Source organism: Sphingobacterium sp. UBA7625, assembly GCF_002484085.1.
GTDB classification, from domain to species: domain Bacteria; phylum Bacteroidota; class Bacteroidia; order Sphingobacteriales; family Sphingobacteriaceae; genus Sphingobacterium; species Sphingobacterium athyrii.
In genome coordinates this window covers 199,292-217,035 of the sequence record NZ_DLJD01000031.1, presented here as the reverse complement: position 1 = coordinate 217,035, position 17,744 = coordinate 199,292, and the positions used below count along the sequence as shown (strand labels likewise).

The 17,744-nt window shown below is 41.0% G+C and carries 17 protein-coding genes and 1 tRNA gene; 16 read left to right on the top strand and 2 right to left on the bottom strand.

Going from position 1 to position 17,744, the window contains the following annotated elements:
* Positions 1–118 precede the first annotated feature (118 nt).
* Positions 119–192: transfer RNA gene (locus B4G94_RS15165), tRNA-Ile, on the bottom strand.
* 89 nt (positions 193–281) lie between these two features.
* On the opposite strand from B4G94_RS15165, the gene B4G94_RS15160 reads away from it, so the two are divergent.
* From B4G94_RS15160 to B4G94_RS15125, 8 genes are all read left to right on the top strand, one after another.
* The gene (locus B4G94_RS15160; RefSeq protein ID WP_286859879.1) at positions 282–914 is read left to right on the top strand and encodes an HAD family hydrolase; all 633 of its coding nucleotides are present in this window, start codon (positions 282–284) and stop codon (positions 912–914) included.
* A 90-nt stretch (positions 915–1,004) separates the two neighbouring features.
* Positions 1,005–1,199: a 30S ribosomal protein S21 gene (rpsU, locus tag B4G94_RS15155; RefSeq protein ID WP_046672133.1), complete on the top strand. Its 195-nt coding sequence runs from the start codon at positions 1,005–1,007 to the stop codon at positions 1,197–1,199.
* Between the two features lie 103 nt (positions 1,200–1,302).
* Positions 1,303–2,184 (top strand): tyrosine-type recombinase/integrase, encoded by an 882-nt coding sequence (locus B4G94_RS15150; RefSeq protein ID WP_108637073.1) that lies wholly within the window; start codon positions 1,303–1,305, stop codon positions 2,182–2,184.
* Positions 2,185–2,198: 14 nt separating this feature from the next.
* A complete protein-coding gene (gene hpf / locus B4G94_RS15145) occupies positions 2,199–2,558 on the top strand; it encodes a ribosome hibernation-promoting factor, HPF/YfiA family (protein ID WP_108637072.1) in 360 nt (119 codons plus the stop codon).
* A gap of 273 nt (positions 2,559–2,831) precedes the next feature.
* Positions 2,832–3,206, top strand: coding sequence for a DUF6686 family protein (locus tag B4G94_RS15140; protein ID WP_108637071.1), 375 nt, complete (start codon positions 2,832–2,834; stop codon positions 3,204–3,206).
* Between the two features lie 381 nt (positions 3,207–3,587).
* Positions 3,588–4,115: a ferritin gene (locus B4G94_RS15135; protein ID WP_108637070.1), complete on the top strand. Its 528-nt coding sequence runs from the start codon at positions 3,588–3,590 to the stop codon at positions 4,113–4,115.
* Between the two features lie 134 nt (positions 4,116–4,249).
* Positions 4,250–7,003: a TonB-dependent receptor gene (locus B4G94_RS15130; protein ID WP_286859875.1), complete on the top strand. Its 2,754-nt coding sequence runs from the start codon at positions 4,250–4,252 to the stop codon at positions 7,001–7,003.
* 143 nt (positions 7,004–7,146) lie between these two features.
* Positions 7,147–8,115 (top strand): NAD(P)H-quinone oxidoreductase, encoded by a 969-nt coding sequence (locus tag B4G94_RS15125; protein ID WP_286859873.1) that lies wholly within the window; start codon positions 7,147–7,149, stop codon positions 8,113–8,115.
* On the opposite strand, the gene B4G94_RS15120 is transcribed toward B4G94_RS15125, so the two are convergent.
* On the bottom strand, positions 8,104–8,967 hold the full coding sequence (locus tag B4G94_RS15120; RefSeq protein WP_286859871.1) for an AraC family transcriptional regulator: 864 nt from the start codon (positions 8,965–8,967) through the stop codon (positions 8,104–8,106). The genes B4G94_RS15125 and B4G94_RS15120 overlap by 12 nt on opposite strands.
* A gap of 143 nt (positions 8,968–9,110) precedes the next feature.
* On the opposite strand from B4G94_RS15120, the gene fucP reads away from it, so the two are divergent.
* From fucP to B4G94_RS15080, 8 genes are all read left to right on the top strand, one after another.
* Positions 9,111–10,376 (top strand): L-fucose:H+ symporter permease, encoded by a 1,266-nt coding sequence (gene fucP, locus B4G94_RS15115; RefSeq protein WP_108637066.1) that lies wholly within the window; start codon positions 9,111–9,113, stop codon positions 10,374–10,376.
* 123 nt (positions 10,377–10,499) lie between these two features.
* The gene (locus tag B4G94_RS15110) at positions 10,500–10,832 is read left to right on the top strand and encodes an L-rhamnose mutarotase (protein ID WP_104383436.1); all 333 of its coding nucleotides are present in this window, start codon (positions 10,500–10,502) and stop codon (positions 10,830–10,832) included.
* 3 nt (positions 10,833–10,835) lie between these two features.
* Positions 10,836–12,494, top strand: coding sequence for a UxaA family hydrolase (locus B4G94_RS15105; RefSeq protein ID WP_104383191.1), 1,659 nt, complete (start codon positions 10,836–10,838; stop codon positions 12,492–12,494).
* Between the two features lie 107 nt (positions 12,495–12,601).
* Positions 12,602–13,915 carry an alpha-L-fucosidase gene (locus tag B4G94_RS15100; protein WP_286859869.1) on the top strand — a complete coding sequence of 438 codons (1,314 nt, stop codon included), beginning with the start codon at positions 12,602–12,604 and terminating at the stop codon, positions 13,913–13,915.
* Positions 13,916–13,917: 2 nt separating this feature from the next.
* Entirely contained in the window at positions 13,918–14,682 is a 765-nt protein-coding gene (locus tag B4G94_RS15095) for an SDR family NAD(P)-dependent oxidoreductase (RefSeq protein WP_286859867.1), read from the top strand.
* Positions 14,683–14,719: 37 nt separating this feature from the next.
* Positions 14,720–15,577 (top strand): fumarylacetoacetate hydrolase family protein, encoded by an 858-nt coding sequence (locus B4G94_RS15090; protein ID WP_104383188.1) that lies wholly within the window; start codon positions 14,720–14,722, stop codon positions 15,575–15,577.
* A gap of 25 nt (positions 15,578–15,602) precedes the next feature.
* Entirely contained in the window at positions 15,603–16,430 is an 828-nt protein-coding gene (locus B4G94_RS15085; RefSeq protein WP_286859865.1) for an amidohydrolase family protein, read from the top strand.
* 180 nt (positions 16,431–16,610) lie between these two features.
* Positions 16,611–17,402: an SDR family oxidoreductase gene (locus B4G94_RS15080; protein WP_286859863.1), complete on the top strand. Its 792-nt coding sequence runs from the start codon at positions 16,611–16,613 to the stop codon at positions 17,400–17,402.
* The last annotated feature ends 342 nt before the right edge of the window (positions 17,403–17,744 follow it).

The following is a 17,744-nucleotide window of genomic DNA, read 5'->3' as shown; positions in this document are numbered from 1 at the left end:
AAAACAGATGGTAAACCTGTGCAGACGGTAATAGGTACTATCCGGCGAAAATAGGTGAAGAGCGGGAATTAAACGCAAAAAAGTCGCTTTCCAATATGGAAAAGCGACTTTTTGTTTGTGCTCCCACCTGGGCTCGAACCAGGGACCAAAAGATTATGAGTCTTCTACTCTAACCGACTGAGCTATAGGAGCAGGTCGTTTGTTTTGTCAATTTTAGCATCGGTTATGCCGTTTTGACGATGCAATTATCGATATTTGTATCGGTATTTCAAAATAATTCGATGGAAAAAATTAAAAATATTGTTCTTGATTATGGAAATGTAATCTTCATGATCGACTTTATGAAGTTGAAAGTTGCTTTTACTCAGTTAGGTATAGAAAATGTTGACGAAGTTTTTGGGCATCATGGTCAAAGTGCACTTTTTGACGATTTTGACAAGGGAAAAATTAGTGCTGAGGAATTCCGGGATGGGATTCGTGCGATTACCAAAAATCCAGCCCTGACCGACGCGCAAATTGATGGCGCATGGAACAGTTTATTGATTGGCGTTCCGGAGGGACATCATGCGTTATTATTGCAATTGAAAGAAGAGTACCGTACTTTTTTGTTGAGCAATAATAATGCTATTCATTATGCGTACTGCATGAATGCTATTTATGAAAAATATGCTGTTGCCGACAACGAAGGATTTTTTGAAAAGACCTATTATTCGCATTTGGTGGGCATGCGTAAACCGGACGCCGAGATTTTCGAATTGGTCATGGCGGAGCAGGAATTAAATCCTGCGGAGACGTTATTTATCGACGATAGCCCGCAGCATTTGGCTACAGCGAAGCAATTAGGCTGGCATACGGCATTGTGTACCAAGGAGAAACCTTTGAGAACGATTTTAGAGGAATTTGGATTAATATAAAATTTATTTTTCTTTTCTTATTCAATGTAAATATCGTACCTTTGTCCCACTTTAAATTTTAAAAGCGACGAAAGGAGGTATATACAACGCATGATTATCGTAAATGTAAAAGAAGGAGAATCTTTAGATAGAGCATTAAAACGTTTCAAGAAGAAATTCGAGAAAACTGGCGTTTTAAGAGAGTTGCGTTCACGTCAAGCTTATGAAAAGAGATCTGTAACTCGTCGCATTCAAGTGAAAAAAGCGATTTACAAACAATCTTTGAATCAAGATGTGGCTAACTAATTGATTCGCTGAGAATTTAAAAATATAAAGGGAAAAGCATTGCTTTTCCCTTTTTTTTGTGCTTTTAAGTTTGTAATTTAAGGATAGTATAGCGAGGGAAATTATGTTGGAAAAGGAGTTTATTCGGTATTTGCAGATTGAAAAAAGATATTCAGAACATACGGTTGTTGCCTATCGGCACGAGTTGGAGATGTTTTGGTCTTTTTTAAATGCTGAGGGACTTGTGTTATCGGATGTTGTTTACCGGGATTTACGGCATTACTTCGCGAAGATGATGGAGTCCGGTAAGAATGCGAGTTCTGTCAATCGAAGCATGTCTTCGTTGCGCACCTATTTTAAATTTCTTCAACGTGAAGACTGCCTGGATAAAAATCCCATGACACTTATTAAGGCCTTAAAGACGGCAAAGAAGCTTCCCGTCGTTGTGGAGAAAGAAAAACTGGTTCGTCTGCTGGATCATCTGGAACAAGAGCAGGATGATTTTGAGTCACGCCGCAATTACATGGTCATGGAACTTCTTTTTGGGACGGGAATTCGTTTGGCCGAACTGTTGAAAATTAAGGAGCAGGATATAGATTTTTTTAACAAAAATATTCTTATATTAGGTAAAAGGAGCAAAGAAAGGCTTGTTCCGATAAATGATCTTTTGGTAAAAGAATTGAAAAACTATTTGCAACAAAAGGCGTCGCAATTTGTTGATACTAATAACAGCTTACTGATTGTTACGAAAGAAGGGAAACCAGCGTATGCCAAGCTAATCTATGATATTGTGCATCGTTATTTAACACTGATTTCCACACAAGGTAAACGGAGCCCTCATATTTTGAGGCATACGTTCGCAACGGCCCTACTGGATAACGGGGCAGATTTAAATGCAATTAAAGAACTGTTGGGACATGCAGGACTTGCGGCAACGCAGGTGTACACGCACAACTCAGCAGAACGATTGAAGTCTATTTATAAACAAGCTCATCCAAAAGCTTAAAAAAAGGAGGAAAAATGAACATTACTGTGCAATCCATTCGATTTAATGCAGATCAAAAGTTAATCGAATTCATTAAAAAGAAGACAGGAAAATTAGAGCAGTTTTTGGATTCAATTATCGGTGGTGAATGCTACCTGCGATTGGAAAATGTCGATGACGAGGCAAATAAGATTTCAGAGATCAAACTGAACATTCCCGGAAGCCAACTTTTCGCAAAAGGGCAGGCGAAGAGTTTTGAGGAGGCGACGGATATCGCTGTAGAATCCTTACGTAGGCAGATTAACAAATATAAAACAAAGACAAAAAATACAGTTATTAGCAATCGCAAAGAAGTACTTTCCGTAGAGGAAGAAGAAGAGGAAGAATACGATTAAAAAATATTACATACTTATAAGGAAGGAGGTCAGTTTAAGCTGACCTCCTTTTTTTATGGGAACCATCGAGTTGTGCCGGCTTTTTTAGATATTCAAGCGCTGCTCGCTTCTTCGGCTTGCTTGTTTTTTTGGCCTGTTCGGGGAGATTCGCAACTTGCCAGCAATACCGGACGGGGAGCTTATTTATATTAAATCAAAATAATTAGCTGTTTTACTTGGATTGATTATAAATAATATTTATTTTTGAGCAGTTTAAAAGAGAAGGTAATAAAAATGTCAAAATTGGTTTGTCCATTAGCGCACGTTGAAGAAGTATTTTCCACTACAGCTGGTACGGTTTATCAATGTAGCCGTAAAAATTGCTTCTGGTTGGAGTATAATAACGAAACGACATCTTTTTCGGTGTCAGACTTTTTGAAATTCAAAAAGCGTATGGATGCCATTGATGTAGAATACATGATCAATGATACCACACGTTCATCTGATTTTGAGATTGTTATGCCTTTTCGGACAGAGAGATGCTTCATTCTTGCCGTAGAGGATGTACTTCAGCTTCGCGAGCTGCTGGATGGCGCTAAGTTTATGATGGAATTAAATTCGGTCATCCGAACCTGTCTACAGGTATCGCCTTTTGCTGTCTTGGCATAAGCACATATTTTATATATAATAACAGAAAAAGCGGTGTGTCTAAACAAGAGATACACCGCTTTTTCTGTTATATGGTTTGCTTATTTAAATTAAAATTAAATAAGTATCCTTTTCTTGTCCTGCTTTATTTATTGAAAATAGACGTTTTTTTGGGTAATGGGGCTATCATTAATTAAATTTATGGGTTATTGAAAGTATCTATGAACGGTATTTGTAATTGTATTGATTCTAAACAAGTTGCGGTTTGCCTGTCTAATTTAGACTGAATTTGTATTGCAGATTATTTATACAGATTTTCCAAATCCGATGTATCTTTGTAATGTAATCGGATGATAAGGTATATCACCTGATATTGTTTTAGAAATTAAACTTAAGGTAAATATGAAAGATTTATTGAAATTAAAATCTTCTTTGAAAGAAGAGATCGAAAATATACTAAATGCACAGATCAAAGTAGAAGCACACTCTTCGGCACTATATCTGGCGATGTCTTCATGGTGTGATGATCAAGGTTTAGAAAACGCTGCTGAGTTTTTTGCAAAGCAGTCTAACGAAGAGCGTGAGCACATGTTGAAACTTTTCAACTACATCAACAATCGTGGTGGACGTGCAATCTCTCCGGAGATCACAGGTATCCCACAAGATTTTGAATCATTCCGTGGTGTATTTGAGCAGACTTTGGAGCAGGAAATGTTTGTAACAGAGCAATTTAATAATATTGCTGATAAATGTGCCAAAGCGAAGGATTATGTAACCTTCAACTTTGTACAATGGTTCCTTGAAGAGCAGGTAGAGGAGGAATTTGTTGCGCGACGTATCCTGGAATTATTTGATGTTATTGGTGAGGATGGTACTGGCCGTTGGGAAATTGACAAACATCTTGTGAAGGTTACCTTTGCCGGTGAGTAACAGATTATAAAAAATTAGTTGAAAGAACGAGTTGTTTTCCTAACAACTCGTTTTTTTTTATACAAAATCACAACTTTTTACGTTAATAGCTTAAGAATTCTTATATTGAATTGTATTATTGCAAAGTCTGTTTGATGAAACTAAGGGGCGGGGATATAATCCGGTTTATACTTTTGTTATCCATTATAAGCTTATTTTTTCTGCCTAAAAGCACTTTTGGTCAGGCGACAAAAAAAGAAGTTTATGGAATTGTTGTAGATACTGCCGGCAGTCCGCTGAAAGGTGTTAGCGTGCATTTGACGAGCTCGCGTGATACCTTATTTACGTCAACTTCAGCTACCGGCTATTTCCGCTTTGGACGGGTTCTGGGCAACGACATTCGCATAAGCTGTAGCCAGATAGGTTTGAGTATTCTCGAAAGAAGTTATCCACTATATAATAGCAGCACAGCCAAATTAGATGTGGGGAAATTGACCATGTTTCCACATGTATCCTTGCTCAAAGAAATCGTTATTCAAAAATACAAACCTATTGTTTATAAGCAAGATACCGTACAGTTTAATCTAGAGGCTTTTCAGTTCGATCGAAGGGCACTTTTAGAGGAGGCGCTCAAAGCCTTGCCCAACGTGCAAGTATCCAGAGACGGATCCGTCTATGCTTTTGGGAAAGCGATATCTTCGGTAAAAGTTGATGGTAAAAAATTCTTTGGTGGCGATGTGCTTACGGCTACACGGAACCTTCCGGCAGATTTCGTGAAGAGTGTGCAGGTCATTGACTTTTATGGCGATGAAGCCACGGCCAAAGGGATCAAAAGCGCAGAGTCCGAGAAAGTACTGAATATTGTTCTTAAGGAAGATAAGAAAAAAATCACCTTTGGGCAGGCGACATTGGGCGGGGGAACCGCAGAGCGCTATTTGGGAAGTATCGGGGTGAATAGATTTGATAATGGAAAGGAATATTCCATGGTGTCTTCGATGAATAACACAAATACCAATCTCTTTTCCTTCGGTTCTCCGAATGGAGGAGAGCGGGAACGGGAGATGGGCGAACTGGCGGATTTTGCTGATCCCACCGATGGTGTTAATAAGATAAGTTCTATTGGGGCAAGTTTTTCCAGTCCGCTTTCCAAAAAGGTGAACGCCAGTGGAAAATATTCTTTTACACAGCGTAATAATAATACGGTAGGAAATTCTTTTTTGCAGTCTATCTATGGCTCTGGAAAAGGAAGTAATACAGCAATCAGTAACTATGAGGATTACAAAATAAAGTCGGTTGACCGGACACACAAGATGGACTGGGACTTTGACATGAAGCTGTCGTCTAAAGATCAATTAAAGATCTCTCCAAAACTGTCCTGGACCAATTCCACAGGCCGAACATTAAAAGATCGGCGGATAAGAAACAATAGATTGAGCAGTACGGGTAAATATGAGGCCGCGAATAGTACCGAGAGCCCTGCAGCAGCCCTTGATCTGTTTTATGTGCGTACTTTTGATAAACCGGGCCGAAAAATACTATATACTTTTCATTCAGACTTTAACTCCTTGGATAAAGATGAAGTATTAAGTGATGATAATACAGCAATAGATAGTAGCCTGACTCCCCCTAAGGTCACAAATACTTACCTAAATCAAATGATCCGATCCAATAACGAAAGTAAAAATATCCAAAGCCGCTTGTCACTTGTTGAGCCTGTGGATCTGGGCGGTGTTTTGGAGATCAATTACGATTTTGATTACACAAGAATTGATGCCAGTCGTTCGACTATCGATAATACACTTCAATCTGAGATAGATTCGTTAAGTTTAAAATACGATTATTCTTTTGCTAATAATAAGGTCGGGATGGTCTACCGTCAGGATATAGGAAAAAATGTTAAGATAAATTTGGGTTTTGCGGTCCAGGCATCGGAATTAACCGGGGCTTTAACAAATGAAAACATACGAACTTCCTATCCGAATGTCAATCTTGTTCCTTCGGCAGGGCTAAAATGGAAGTTTACGAAAGACGAGGATCTTGCCATAGATTATTATGGACGAAATAATCAGCCTAGTTTTTATCAGATACAACCTGTAGTGGATAATACCAATACCCAGAATATTGTTATTGGGAATAAGGATCTGAAATCTGAATTTGCACATAGTATCGTTTCAAAATATCGTAAATCCATGACGCGTAAAGGACAATATCTTGAAGCTAGTCTTGCTTATAACCTTGTCAATGATAAAATTGTGGCAAACCGCACGATCGAGTCTAATTCAACAGTACAAAAAACAACGTACCGCAATACTGAAGGCTATTTTGATCTCAAAAGTTACTATCTTTTTACAGCTTCTTTGTTTTCGGATAACTTACAGATGAGCCTTAACGGGAATGCTGATTACTACAACAATATATCGTATGTCAATGATAAGAAAAGCTTTGGTGGACATTTTTTATTCACACAGGCGATTCAATTTCGCTATGCCTGGAACGATATTTTTGAGGCGGAGCTCAATGGTAATTATTCGCTGAATCGGGCGACATTTGATTGGCCCGTTCGCGATAATATTACGGCGCATTCGGGGATTGTGGGCTTGGGTTCAAAGGCGTATATGGGTAAGCATTTTACCATAGGACTGGAGTTGTCCCAAAAGTTTAATGCGGGGTATTCGAGTTCATGGAGCAATATCAATCCAACGATCATCAATGCCTATATGGAATATACTTTTGGACGTAATAATCTGGGTATGCTGCGGTTTCAGGGATTCGATTTGATGAATCAGAATACGGGAATCTCCCGTGCTGTTGTCGGTAACGATATATTGGATGTTCAAAATAATCGTCTAGCCCGGTATTTTATGCTCTCGCTCAATATTCGGTTACAAAAATATCCAAAGAAATCCTAATAAAATACACAGACGAAGATGTCGGCATTCCGGGATAGGTGATATGGAAGTTAAACGATGCATAGGCCTATCGGATATTGGGAAGAAAAAATAGAGGTCTCTAGAAGAGCACAAAAAAAAATAGAATAAATAAGTATTCACAGATGAAAGCAGTAGTTATAACCCAGCCGGGCGGTCCGGAGGTATTGCATGTTGAGGAGCTTGAACAACCCCAAATGGGTGATTTGGATGTGCTGATAGCAGTCAAGGCGGCAGGGGTGAACAGGCCGGACGTTTTCCAGCGAAAAGGAAATTACCCCGCTCCTGCAGGTGTCGATCCGCGTATTCCGGGACTAGAAGTGGCGGGTGTTATCGTGGAAAAAGGACGTTTGGTCGATAATTGGAACATTGGTGATCCGGTATGCGCATTGGTTGCTGGCGGCGGGTATGCGAATTATGTTGCCGTGTATGAGGGCCATTGTCTTCCTATTCCGCCCAATCTGACTTTTGAAGAAGCTGCAGCACTTCCAGAAACCGTTTTCACAGTGTGGGATAATGTCTTTCGCCGGGGAAAACTGCAGGCTGGGCAGCACTTTTTAGTCCATGGCGGAGCCGGCGGGATTGGAAGTACCGCGATTCAATTGGGAGCCCTATTTGGGGCGGAAGTCTATACGACCATAAGTTCGGAAGAAAAAGGCGATTTTTGCCAATCCCTTGGTGCATCGAAAGTAATCAACTATAAAAGCGAGGACTTCCAGCTGGCATTGGCCGATCTGGGGGTTGATGTGATCTTGGATAGTATTGGCGGTGCTTATTTCGAAAAAAATATAGCTCTTCTGAACCCCGATGGGCATCTGGTTTATATCAATGCCATGCAAGGCGCAAAAGTGGAATTGAACTTGCTGAAATTGATGCAAAAGCGGATTACATTGACTGGAAGTACCCTTAGAGCAAGGGACCGTCAATTTAAAGAACTATTGCGTAATGAGATATGGGCTAAGGTGTGGCCTAAGATTGTTTCCGGAGATTTTAAACCAGTCCTGTATCGTGTTCTTCCATTTGAGGAGGCCCCGGCGGCGCATCGTTTAATGGAAGATTCCGCCTTGCTGGGCAAAGTCGTCTTAACTTTTTGATTTTTGATAGTTGAGGGGTGTTGTGCCCGTGATATTCTTGAAATATTTGTGGAAACTTGAAAAGTTTTGAAATCCGGATTCGAAGCAGATTTGTTTGATTGTCTGCTTGTTTTCCATCAGGAGATTACATGCGGTCTTTACACGCATTTCAATTAGAAACTGAAAAAGTGTTTTCCCGAGCTGTGATTTAAAATAACGACAAAAAGAATTCGGAGTCATACCTGTCAATGAGGCTAGTTCCTGTAGACGGATTTGATCCCGATAATTTTCACCGATGTAATGCATGGCAATGCGCATACGGTCCGCATCCTGGTCCTGTGACTGAATCGTAAAGCTTGTGCTGGTTAATAGGTCATGTTGTTCTTCTGCAGCAATGGTCACAAGAAGCTGGAGCAGGTGAATAAGGCGGGCGGTGCCAACACTATCCAATATAGCATCAATATGCGCTATCGTTTCCGTCCGGCATGAACTGGAAAGTGCAATCCCCCGTTTCGAAATTCGCATCAAGTCTTTGATATTTTTGTTTTCCGGCAGGTTGGTGAATTCATGCCCCCAGAAGTTTTCCTTAAAATGCAGTACCCGTATATCCGCGGCCTGCGGACGATCATCCCGTAGGTAGATCTCATCAAACAACCAATAATGGGGAAGATTGGAGCCTACCAAAGTGATATCTCCGGATTCAAAACGTCGTACACTGTCGCCAATAAATTGTGTGCCAGACCCTTCAGCAAAATAAATCAGTTCGAGCTCTTCGTGATAGTGCCAAATATTGTGATATTGCGGCGTATCGTCTCTTCTGGCATTGAATGAATGGGTGAGGTCGTTGTCTAAATGCAGTAACTGTGCTTTCATGACTATGAAATATATGCATTAAAGTTACTCATTTCTGTTTGGATATGGTAATATAGCTTAATAAATTGATAATATACTTGAATATTGTCTAGGTTTTTTAGGCTTATTTTACATAAAATAACTACTTATAACCATTTGAATATATGACTAACAAAAAGAGTTACACATTTGCCTTGATTTTGGTGACCTCCTTGTTCTTCTTTTGGGGATTTATCCATAACCTTGATCCGATCTTGATTCCACATTTGCGGAATGCTTTTAGTTTATCGCATTTCCAGGCATCTCTGGTTGACTCAGCGGTATTTATCGCCTATTTTGTGATGGCGATTCCAGCGGGGATTATTATGAAGCGTTATGGTTATAAGGCGGGCATTCTGATCGGATTGCTTTTCTTTGCGCTGGGCTGCTTTTTATTTGTTCCGGCAGCGAACACGATCAGTTATGTTTTCTTTTTGGGTGCGCTATTTGTTGTTGCCTGTGGCTTGACGATCTTAGAGACCGCTGCCAATCCCTATGTGGCGATACTGGGTGACCCTTCAACCTCGGCTCAAAGGCTTAATTTTGCGCAGTCATTCAATGGACTTGCAGCCTTTTTGGCACCTATATTCGGCGGGAAATTTATTTTGTCGCACGAACCCAAATCGCAGGAAGAACTTGCGCAAATGGCTGAACAGGCAAAAATGGCTTATATTCAGTCGGAAACTGCTTCCGTAAAAATGCCTTACCTTGTTTTGGGGGTCTTGATCTTATTGATCGCAGCTTTATTTTTCTTTACCAAATTACCGGACATCAAAGATGATGAGGAAGAGGGAAAAGCTGGCTTTTTTCACGCGTTGAAACACAAAAATGTAAGATGGGCTGTTATTGCACAGTTTTTTTATGTTGGTGCGCAGGTCTGTATTTTAAGCTTTCTGGTATTATATGCGACCGAAGTAGCGGGAATATCAGGTAAAGATGGGGCAGACTACGCTGGTTTTGCCGGACTGGCATTTATGTTGGGTCGATTTATCGGTACTTTCTTTATGCGTTTTGTGTCTGCGTCCAAGTTGTTGATCATCTACTCGTTTGTGACGATCGTGTTATCGCTGTTCGTTATTTTTGGAACGGGGGTACAAACATTATATGCCTTGATCGGAATCGCATTTTTTATGTCCATTATGTTCCCGACCATCTTTGCCTTTGGTGTACAAGGCATTGGCGCAGATACTAAATCTGCCTCCAGCTTAATCGTTATGTCTATTGTAGGCGGGGCCTTATTGCCGCCGCTTTTGGGTTTGATATCGGATAAAACAGGCCATTTTCAATACGGTTATTTTGTGCCTTTAGTCTGTTTTATAGTGGTATTAGTCTTTGCCTTTCAAAATAGGAACGTGCGTATTGCCGAAACAGAAAATCTTAAATCACATTAATAAAGAACAATGAAACCATCATGTTTTATTCAAAACGAGCAAAGCGAGCTCATAAATGCCGCTTAAAACATGCTCTCGATGAATAAATCTGATCGCTTCATCACAAAAAACAAATTTATACAGATGAAAAAATATGTCATGGCATTGGATCTTGTGAATGATCCACAATTGATCAAAGAATACGAGGATTATCACCGTGCGGTGTGGCCAGAGATCAAGCAATCGATTTTGGATGCCGGCGTAACGCAAATGGAAATCTACCGTTTTGAGAATAGACTGTTTATGAACATGGAAGTTGGGGCGGATTTTTCATTTGACAAAAAAGCAGCGATGGATGCGGCCAATGAAAAGGTACAGGAGTGGGAGCAACTGATGTGGAAATATCAGGCTGCCATCCCGGGAGCCAAACCAGGTGAGAAATGGGTAATGATGAATAAAATATTTGAATTAGTTTAAATTATGGCCATACAACGCTATTTACAGATCCATCCGATGGATAATGTCCTGGTTGCTTTACAGGACTTGGCCGAAGGAACGACAATTGTTTTCGAAGGCAGCGAGTTCACATTGAAACAAGCCGTCGCGGCCAAACATAAGTTTACCATTCAGCCGATGAAGCGAGATGCCGAAATATTGATGTACGGTGTTTTGGTTGGTAAGCTGAATGATGATTTAAGTGCCGGTGAATTGATTACAACAGAAAATCTACGTCATGCATCCGAAGATTTTAGAATGGGGGACCGCAAAACAGCTTGGACCAAACCGGATATCACTGCATTTAAAGACAAAACATTCAACGGGTTTCACCGCTCGAATGGTACGGTGGGAACCGCAAATTATTGGTTGGTCATTCCATTGGTATTCTGCGAAAACCGGAATGTCCTAACACTTAAAGCGGCTTTCGAAGAAAAATTGGGCTATAAAGTGAAAGCAAATAATTATATCGCCGAAGTAGAAGACTTAATAGATTTGTACAAGTCCGGAGCAGATGTGAACCAGATTCTCGGGCAGGACTTATTGGCCAATCCGGCTTCAAATGAACAAGAGCGTTTGTTTAAAAATGTCGATGGTATCAAGTTTCTGAATCATGAAATGGGCTGTGGTGGTACACGCATGGATTCCGATGCCTTATGTGGTTTGCTGGCCGGTTACATAACCCACCCAAACGTTGCGGGAGCGACAGTATTGAGCTTAGGGTGTCAACATGCGCAAGCTTCTATTCTAAAGGCTGAAATCGAGAAAAGAAATCCGGGATTCGACCGGCCTTTATATATCTTTGAACAGCAAAAAGAGGGTACGGAGAAAGAATTGATGCAAAAGGCGATCAAAGCGACTTTTGCCGGTATGATGCAGGCGGATAAAAATGAGCGCAAGCCAGCCACGTTGGACAAGCTATGTATAGGCTTGGAATGTGGTGGCTCAGATGGGTTCTCAGGCATTTCTGCCAATCCGGCGCTTGGTTTTGTTTCCGATATTCTGGTGACTTTAGGCGGTTCAGTCATTTTAGCTGAATTTCCTGAACTGTGTGGTGTGGAACAGGAGCTTAGTGACCGTTGTGTGGATGAAGCTACTGCGGAGAAATTTATGAGCTTAATGCGGACCTATAACGCTAAGGCGGAAGCAGATGGTTCGGGCTTCTATATGAATCCATCTCCGGGCAATATCCGTGATGGCCTAATTACGGATGCGATTAAATCTGCAGGAGCTGCGAAGAAAGGCGGTACTTCACCGGTAGCGGCCGTGATAGACTATCCCGAACTTGCCAATGGTGCAGGGCTAAACCTACTGTGTACACCGGGTAATGACGTAGAGAGTACCACTGCAGAGGTTGCTGCAGGAGCTAATATTGTCCTATTTACGACAGGTCTGGGCACGCCGACTGGAAACCCGATTACACCTGTGGTAAAACTATCGACCAATACCAAAACTTTTGAAAAAATGCCTGATATCATAGATCTCAATTGTGGTACCATTATCGAAGGTACAGAGAGCATTGAACAGGCTGCGCATCGCATCCTTGATTATGTGATTGAAGTTGCTTCAGGTGAAATTAAACCTAAAGCAGTCTTGTTGGGACAGGATGATTTTATTCCTTGGCGAAGGGGCGTTTCTTTGTAAATAAACAAATTATCAAGCATAATGAAATATCCATGTCAAAAAAGCATACACAGCATACAAAATGGTCTGGATATTCCATATGGCCTTTAAATCATAAATAATTCCATATGAAACTAAAACATGTCATCTGCAGCCTGGCCTTGCTCATAGGATCCATTTCCTATGGTTATAGTCAGCAACATTACCAACCAAGTCCTGAAAACTTAAAAAATAGGGAATGGTTTGAACAATCTCGATTTGGAGTCTTTATCCATTGGGGGGTATATAGCGTGTTGGGGGATGGCGAATGGGTCATGAATAATCAGAACATCAGCCTGGATGAGTATGCATTGCTGCCTAAATTTTTTAATCCCATTTCTTTTGATGCAAAACAATGGGCAAAATTATTTAAACAGGCCGGTGCGAAATATATCACTTTTACAACAAGGCATCACGATGGTTTTGCGATGTGGAATAGTCAAACATCCGATTACAACATCGTGAAAAAGTCACCGTTTAAACGTGATATTGTAAAAGAGCTGGTAGCAGCCTGCCGTGCCGAAGGGATAAAAGTCATGTTTTACTATTCACTACTGGATTGGCATCGGAATGATTATTTTCCAGCTGGTAAAACAGGAGGTGGCATTTCAGGCCGTGACTCCACAAAAGGCGATTGGAATCATTATGTGCAGTTTATGAAGAGCCAGTTGACCGAGCTTCTTACGGAATATGGGCAAATTGATGGAATTTGGTTTGATGGTCATTGGGACAAACCCAAAGAAGATTGGCATTTTAAAGAGATTTATGAATTGATCCATAAGTTGCAGCCACAATGTCTGGTGGGTAACAATCACCATCTGGCTCCTTTTGAAGGCGAGGACTTTCAGATGTTTGAACGTGATTTGCCAGGGGAGAACACCACTGGATTTGGAACAAGTGCACATGATGTCGGCAAATTGCCCAAAGAGGTATGTGGTACGATTGCTGGATCTTGGGGTTTTGAATTGAAAGATAGGACCCGTAAATCGTTCAGAGAGGTCTTGACTTATCTGGTTAAAGCTGCCGGACATGGTTCAAATCTGTTACTGAATGTGGGACCGATGCCGAATGGCGAAATTCAGGACTATCAACAAGATCGCTTAAAAGATCTTGGAAGATGGTTGGCTGTCTATGGCGAGACCATTTACGGAACGGAAGCAGGAGGAATAGCGCCTACGGATGATTATGCATTGACGCGAAAAGGAAATCAGGTATTCCTGCATGTCCTTAAACCTGAGAAAAAAGAATTAGTTATTGCCAAGCTTCCTTATCAGGTTAAGAAAGTGAAGACATTTATCGGAAATAAGGATATTAAATTTAGTAATAAAGATCATAGTTTACGATTGGATTTGCCCGCATCAAACGATGAGGCGGATCTAGTTTTAACACTAACAATTAAATAACAATGGGAAAATTAGAACAAAAAGTAGCTGTTATTACAGGCGGTGGTAGTGGAATTGGCCGCGCTATCAGTGTGCAATTTGCTAAGGAAGGAGCGAAAGTCCATATTTTGGATTTAAATGAGGAGGGTGGGCATGCTGTAGTGGAAGAAATTTTGGCTCTAGGAGGACAGGCTGTGTTCAATCGTTGTAACGTAACCGATCAACAAGAAATTGGCACGATAGCGCAAAATATCGGGAAAATTGATATTTTAGTAAATAATGCTGGCATTGCCCACGTTGGCAATTTAGAAAACTGTAAATCCGAAGACTTTGAACGCATTTTTAATGTGAATGTGAAGGGCGCATACAATGCATTATATGCAATTGTACCAATCATGAAGGCACAGGGGGCAGGGGCTATCCTAAATCTGGCTTCAATTGCGGCATGGGTTGGGATTACAGATCGTTTTGCCTATTCCATGAGTAAAGGTGCGATCTATGCGATGTCCATGTCTGTCGCACGTGATTATATGGCTTTTGGCATCCGGTGCAACAGTATCTCGCCAGCCCGTGTGCATACCCCTTTTGTGGATGGATTTATTGCGAAGAACTATCCCGGTAAAGAAGAGGAAATGTTTGAAAAGTTGTCCGCAAGCCAACCAATCGGCCGTATGGCACAGCCGGAAGAAATTGCTAAATTGGCACTTTTTCTTTGTAGTGATGATGCGGGTTTTATTACCGGCAATGATTATCCTATTGATGGTGGTTTTATTAAATTGAATAATTAAATATTAGATACTAGACAAATCTCAAATCTATAAAACTATGAAATTAATACGTTTTGGAGCCTTCGGCAAAGAGAAAATCGGAGTTCAGATTGACGGTGTAAATTACGATGTAAGTGCATTTGGTGGTGATTACAACGAGCAGTTCTTTGCAGAAGACGGCTTGGCTCGTTTGGAAGAATTCGTCAAGGCAAACGCAGGTAAGCTTATTGAAATACCTCAGGAAGAACGTATCGGAGCACCTTTTGCCCGTCCTTCCAAAATTGTCTGCATCGGATTGAACTATATGGATCATGCAAAGGAAACCAATGCTCCAATCCCTGCTGAGCCTATTATTTTTATGAAATCCACGACTTCTTTAATCGGGCCATACGACAACGTGATGATTCCTAAAGATTCTGTAAAGACAGACTGGGAAGTGGAGTTCTGTATTGTGATCGGTAAAAAAGCTTCTTATGTGGAAGAGCATGAAGCACTGGATTATGTAGCGGGTTATGTCCTGCACAATGATGTCTCTGAGCGCGAGTATCAATTGGAACGTGGTGGCACCTGGGATAAAGGAAAAGGTTGTGATACCTTCGCACCGATGGGCCCATTTATGGCCACCAAAGAAGAGATCAAGGATATCAATAATGTGCGCATCTGGTTGAAAGTAAACGGGAAGACCTATCAAGATGGAAATACCAAAGATTTAATTTTTTCGATCGCACATGTTGTATCCTACGTTTCCAAATTTATGACACTATTGCCGGGTGACGTGATTTCAACGGGAACCCCAGCTGGTGTAGGCCTTGGTTTCAATCCTCCAATTTATTTAAAAGCAGGTGATGTGATCGAATTGGGAGCAGATGGCCTCGGCGAGTCGCGTCAGACAGTGGTTGCTTATTCCAAAAATTAATTTAGCTAACATTTTAGGTTTTATTATGCGTATAGATACCCATCAGCATTTTTGGCAATACGATCCCGTTAGAGACAGTTGGATTACCGACGAAATGCAGGTCATCCAACGGGATTTTACGCCCTTGGATATGCAGTTTGTTTTGGAGCGAAATGGATTCGCAGGTAGTGTGGCCGTTCAGGCCGATCAGTCTGACGCGGAGACAAACTACCTGGTGCAGCTATCCAAAAGTTACCCTTTTATCAAAGGTGTTGTCGGTTGGATCGACCTTCAGGCCGAAGACATCGAGCAACAGCTGATCAGCTATAAAGAATTGCCAGTAATCAAGGGTTTCCGTCATGTCGTTGAGGGGGAGTTGGATCCAGATTTTTTAATTCGGCCCGCTGTATTGAACGGGTTGAAAGCGCTGGCCGCTTTTGGTTACACCTACGATTTATTGATTCGTCCACGTCATTACGCGGCTACATTGCAATGTGTACAGCAGAATCCAAACCTGCAGTTTGTGCTGGATCATATCGCCAAACCGCCCATTAAATCAAAAGAGTTTAATGACTGGGCCGCGTTTATCGATAAGCTTGCTGCCTTTCCAAATGTCGTATGTAAAGTGTCCGGACTGGCAACGGAAGCAGATTGGTCAGGATGGAAATTGGATGATTTTACACAATATATCGAACATATTTTTCAACGTTTTGGAAAGGACCGCATTATGTATGGTTCAGACTGGCCGGTATGTCTCCTAGCAGCTTCCTATGAAGAAAGTATCGCAATTGTGGAGGATAAACTGGGCAGCTTTACAGCATCGGAAAAAAAGGCGTTTTGGGCTGAGAATGCTATACGTGTATATAATTTATAAGAAAGAAATCAGTATGCATGAAAGGGAAAGAATGCATACTGATTTTTTAAGACAGCCAAATAGCGGGAATAAATAACGCGAGGTTGTCGACATAGGTTTTAATCAATAACCAGTGAAACGAGTTTATGGATGCGGACAGGTTGGAGGCATCAATGAAACACACAATTCAATAAAATTATTATGGATCTTCATTTAAAAGATAAAGTTGTTATTGTTACGGGGGGCGCGAAAGGGATCGGACGTGCTGTCGTGCATGCTTTGGCTAGGGAGCAGGCTATTCCTGTCATTGTTGGACGTAAGCAGGCCGACAACGAGAAAGTCAGGGAAGAGGTGAAACAGTTTGGGATTGATGCTTTGTGTATCGAAGCTGAATTGTCCAAACCTGAAGATTGTGAAAAAGCAGTACAAAAGACACTGGAGGTCTATGGTCGAATCGATGGTTTAGTGAATAATGCGGGACAAAATGATGGGGTAGGATTAGCTTCAGGCGATTACGAAAAATTTGTCGCCTCACTCCATAAAAACCTGATTCATTATTATTTAATGGCGCATCACGCCCTCGACGCCCTGAAAGCATCTAAAGGTAGTATCGTCAATATTTCTTCCAAAACAGGAGAAACCGGACAGGGCAATACTTCGGCTTATGCCGCTTCCAATGGTGGGCGAAATGCACTGACACGTGAATGGGCGGTAGAACTGTTGCCTTATTCCATCCGGGTAAATGCGATTGTTGTTGCGGAATGCGCAACGCCACAATACGATACCTGGATTCAGACGCTACCAAATCCGGAGGAAATATTGAAAAAAATTACCGATCGTATTCCATTGGAAAATCGCATGACAACCGCAGAAGAAATTGCGGATACAACCGTATTCTTACTATCTGAAAAGTCAAGCCATACAACAGGACAATTGATCCACGTTGATGGCGGTTATGTGCATCTAGACCGTTCCATTATTGCGGAACACTAACCAGGCGAAAATTGAAAAAAGCCTATCTGTGATAAAAAAATAAGGCCTTGCCCTTCAAGCCGGAAGAACTACTCTTCCGGCTTTTTGTTTTTGATGTCCATTAACTAAGCCATAGCTGAAACGCATAAAACACGTAAATAGTGCTGTTTTCGCTGTTAATATGTTGATAATTTATAGGTTAACAAAAAAGATACAATTTTTTGTTTGTTTATTTAATCGATTAAGCTTATACTTGTATAACTGATAATTATAAACTTAAAACAAGCTGCGGGATTCTTTCATTTTTTTTACCTTTCTAGTTTAAACGATTAAGCAAAAAAATAAAATTAATTCCACATAACT

Excerpts from the sequence above, each read along its gene's own strand:
- B4G94_RS15130 (WP_286859875.1), top strand. The coding sequence starts at position 4,250 with ATGAAACTAAGGGGCGGGGATATAATCCGGTTTATACTTTTGTTATCC.
- B4G94_RS15125 (WP_286859873.1), top strand. The coding sequence starts at position 7,147 with ATGAAAGCAGTAGTTATAACCCAGCCGGGCGGTCCGGAGGTATTGCAT.
- B4G94_RS15140 (WP_108637071.1), top strand. The coding sequence starts at position 2,832 with ATGTCAAAATTGGTTTGTCCATTAGCGCACGTTGAAGAAGTATTTTCC.
- B4G94_RS15160 (WP_286859879.1), top strand. The coding sequence starts at position 282 with ATGGAAAAAATTAAAAATATTGTTCTTGATTATGGAAATGTAATCTTC.
- B4G94_RS15100 (WP_286859869.1), top strand. The coding sequence starts at position 12,602 with ATGAAACTAAAACATGTCATCTGCAGCCTGGCCTTGCTCATAGGATCC.
- B4G94_RS15085 (WP_286859865.1), top strand. The coding sequence starts at position 15,603 with ATGCGTATAGATACCCATCAGCATTTTTGGCAATACGATCCCGTTAGA.
- B4G94_RS15120 (WP_286859871.1), bottom strand. The coding sequence starts at position 8,967 with ATGAAAGCACAGTTACTGCATTTAGACAACGACCTCACCCATTCATTC.
- B4G94_RS15095 (WP_286859867.1), top strand. The coding sequence starts at position 13,918 with ATGGGAAAATTAGAACAAAAAGTAGCTGTTATTACAGGCGGTGGTAGT.
- rpsU (WP_046672133.1), top strand. The coding sequence starts at position 1,005 with ATGATTATCGTAAATGTAAAAGAAGGAGAATCTTTAGATAGAGCATTA.
- B4G94_RS15090 (WP_104383188.1), top strand. The coding sequence starts at position 14,720 with ATGAAATTAATACGTTTTGGAGCCTTCGGCAAAGAGAAAATCGGAGTT.
- hpf (WP_108637072.1), top strand. The coding sequence starts at position 2,199 with ATGAACATTACTGTGCAATCCATTCGATTTAATGCAGATCAAAAGTTA.
- B4G94_RS15150 (WP_108637073.1), top strand. The coding sequence starts at position 1,303 with ATGTTGGAAAAGGAGTTTATTCGGTATTTGCAGATTGAAAAAAGATAT.
- B4G94_RS15135 (WP_108637070.1), top strand. The coding sequence starts at position 3,588 with ATGAAAGATTTATTGAAATTAAAATCTTCTTTGAAAGAAGAGATCGAA.
- fucP (WP_108637066.1), top strand. The coding sequence starts at position 9,111 with ATGACTAACAAAAAGAGTTACACATTTGCCTTGATTTTGGTGACCTCC.
- B4G94_RS15110 (WP_104383436.1), top strand. The coding sequence starts at position 10,500 with ATGAAAAAATATGTCATGGCATTGGATCTTGTGAATGATCCACAATTG.
- B4G94_RS15080 (WP_286859863.1), top strand. The coding sequence starts at position 16,611 with ATGGATCTTCATTTAAAAGATAAAGTTGTTATTGTTACGGGGGGCGCG.
- B4G94_RS15105 (WP_104383191.1), top strand. The coding sequence starts at position 10,836 with ATGGCCATACAACGCTATTTACAGATCCATCCGATGGATAATGTCCTG.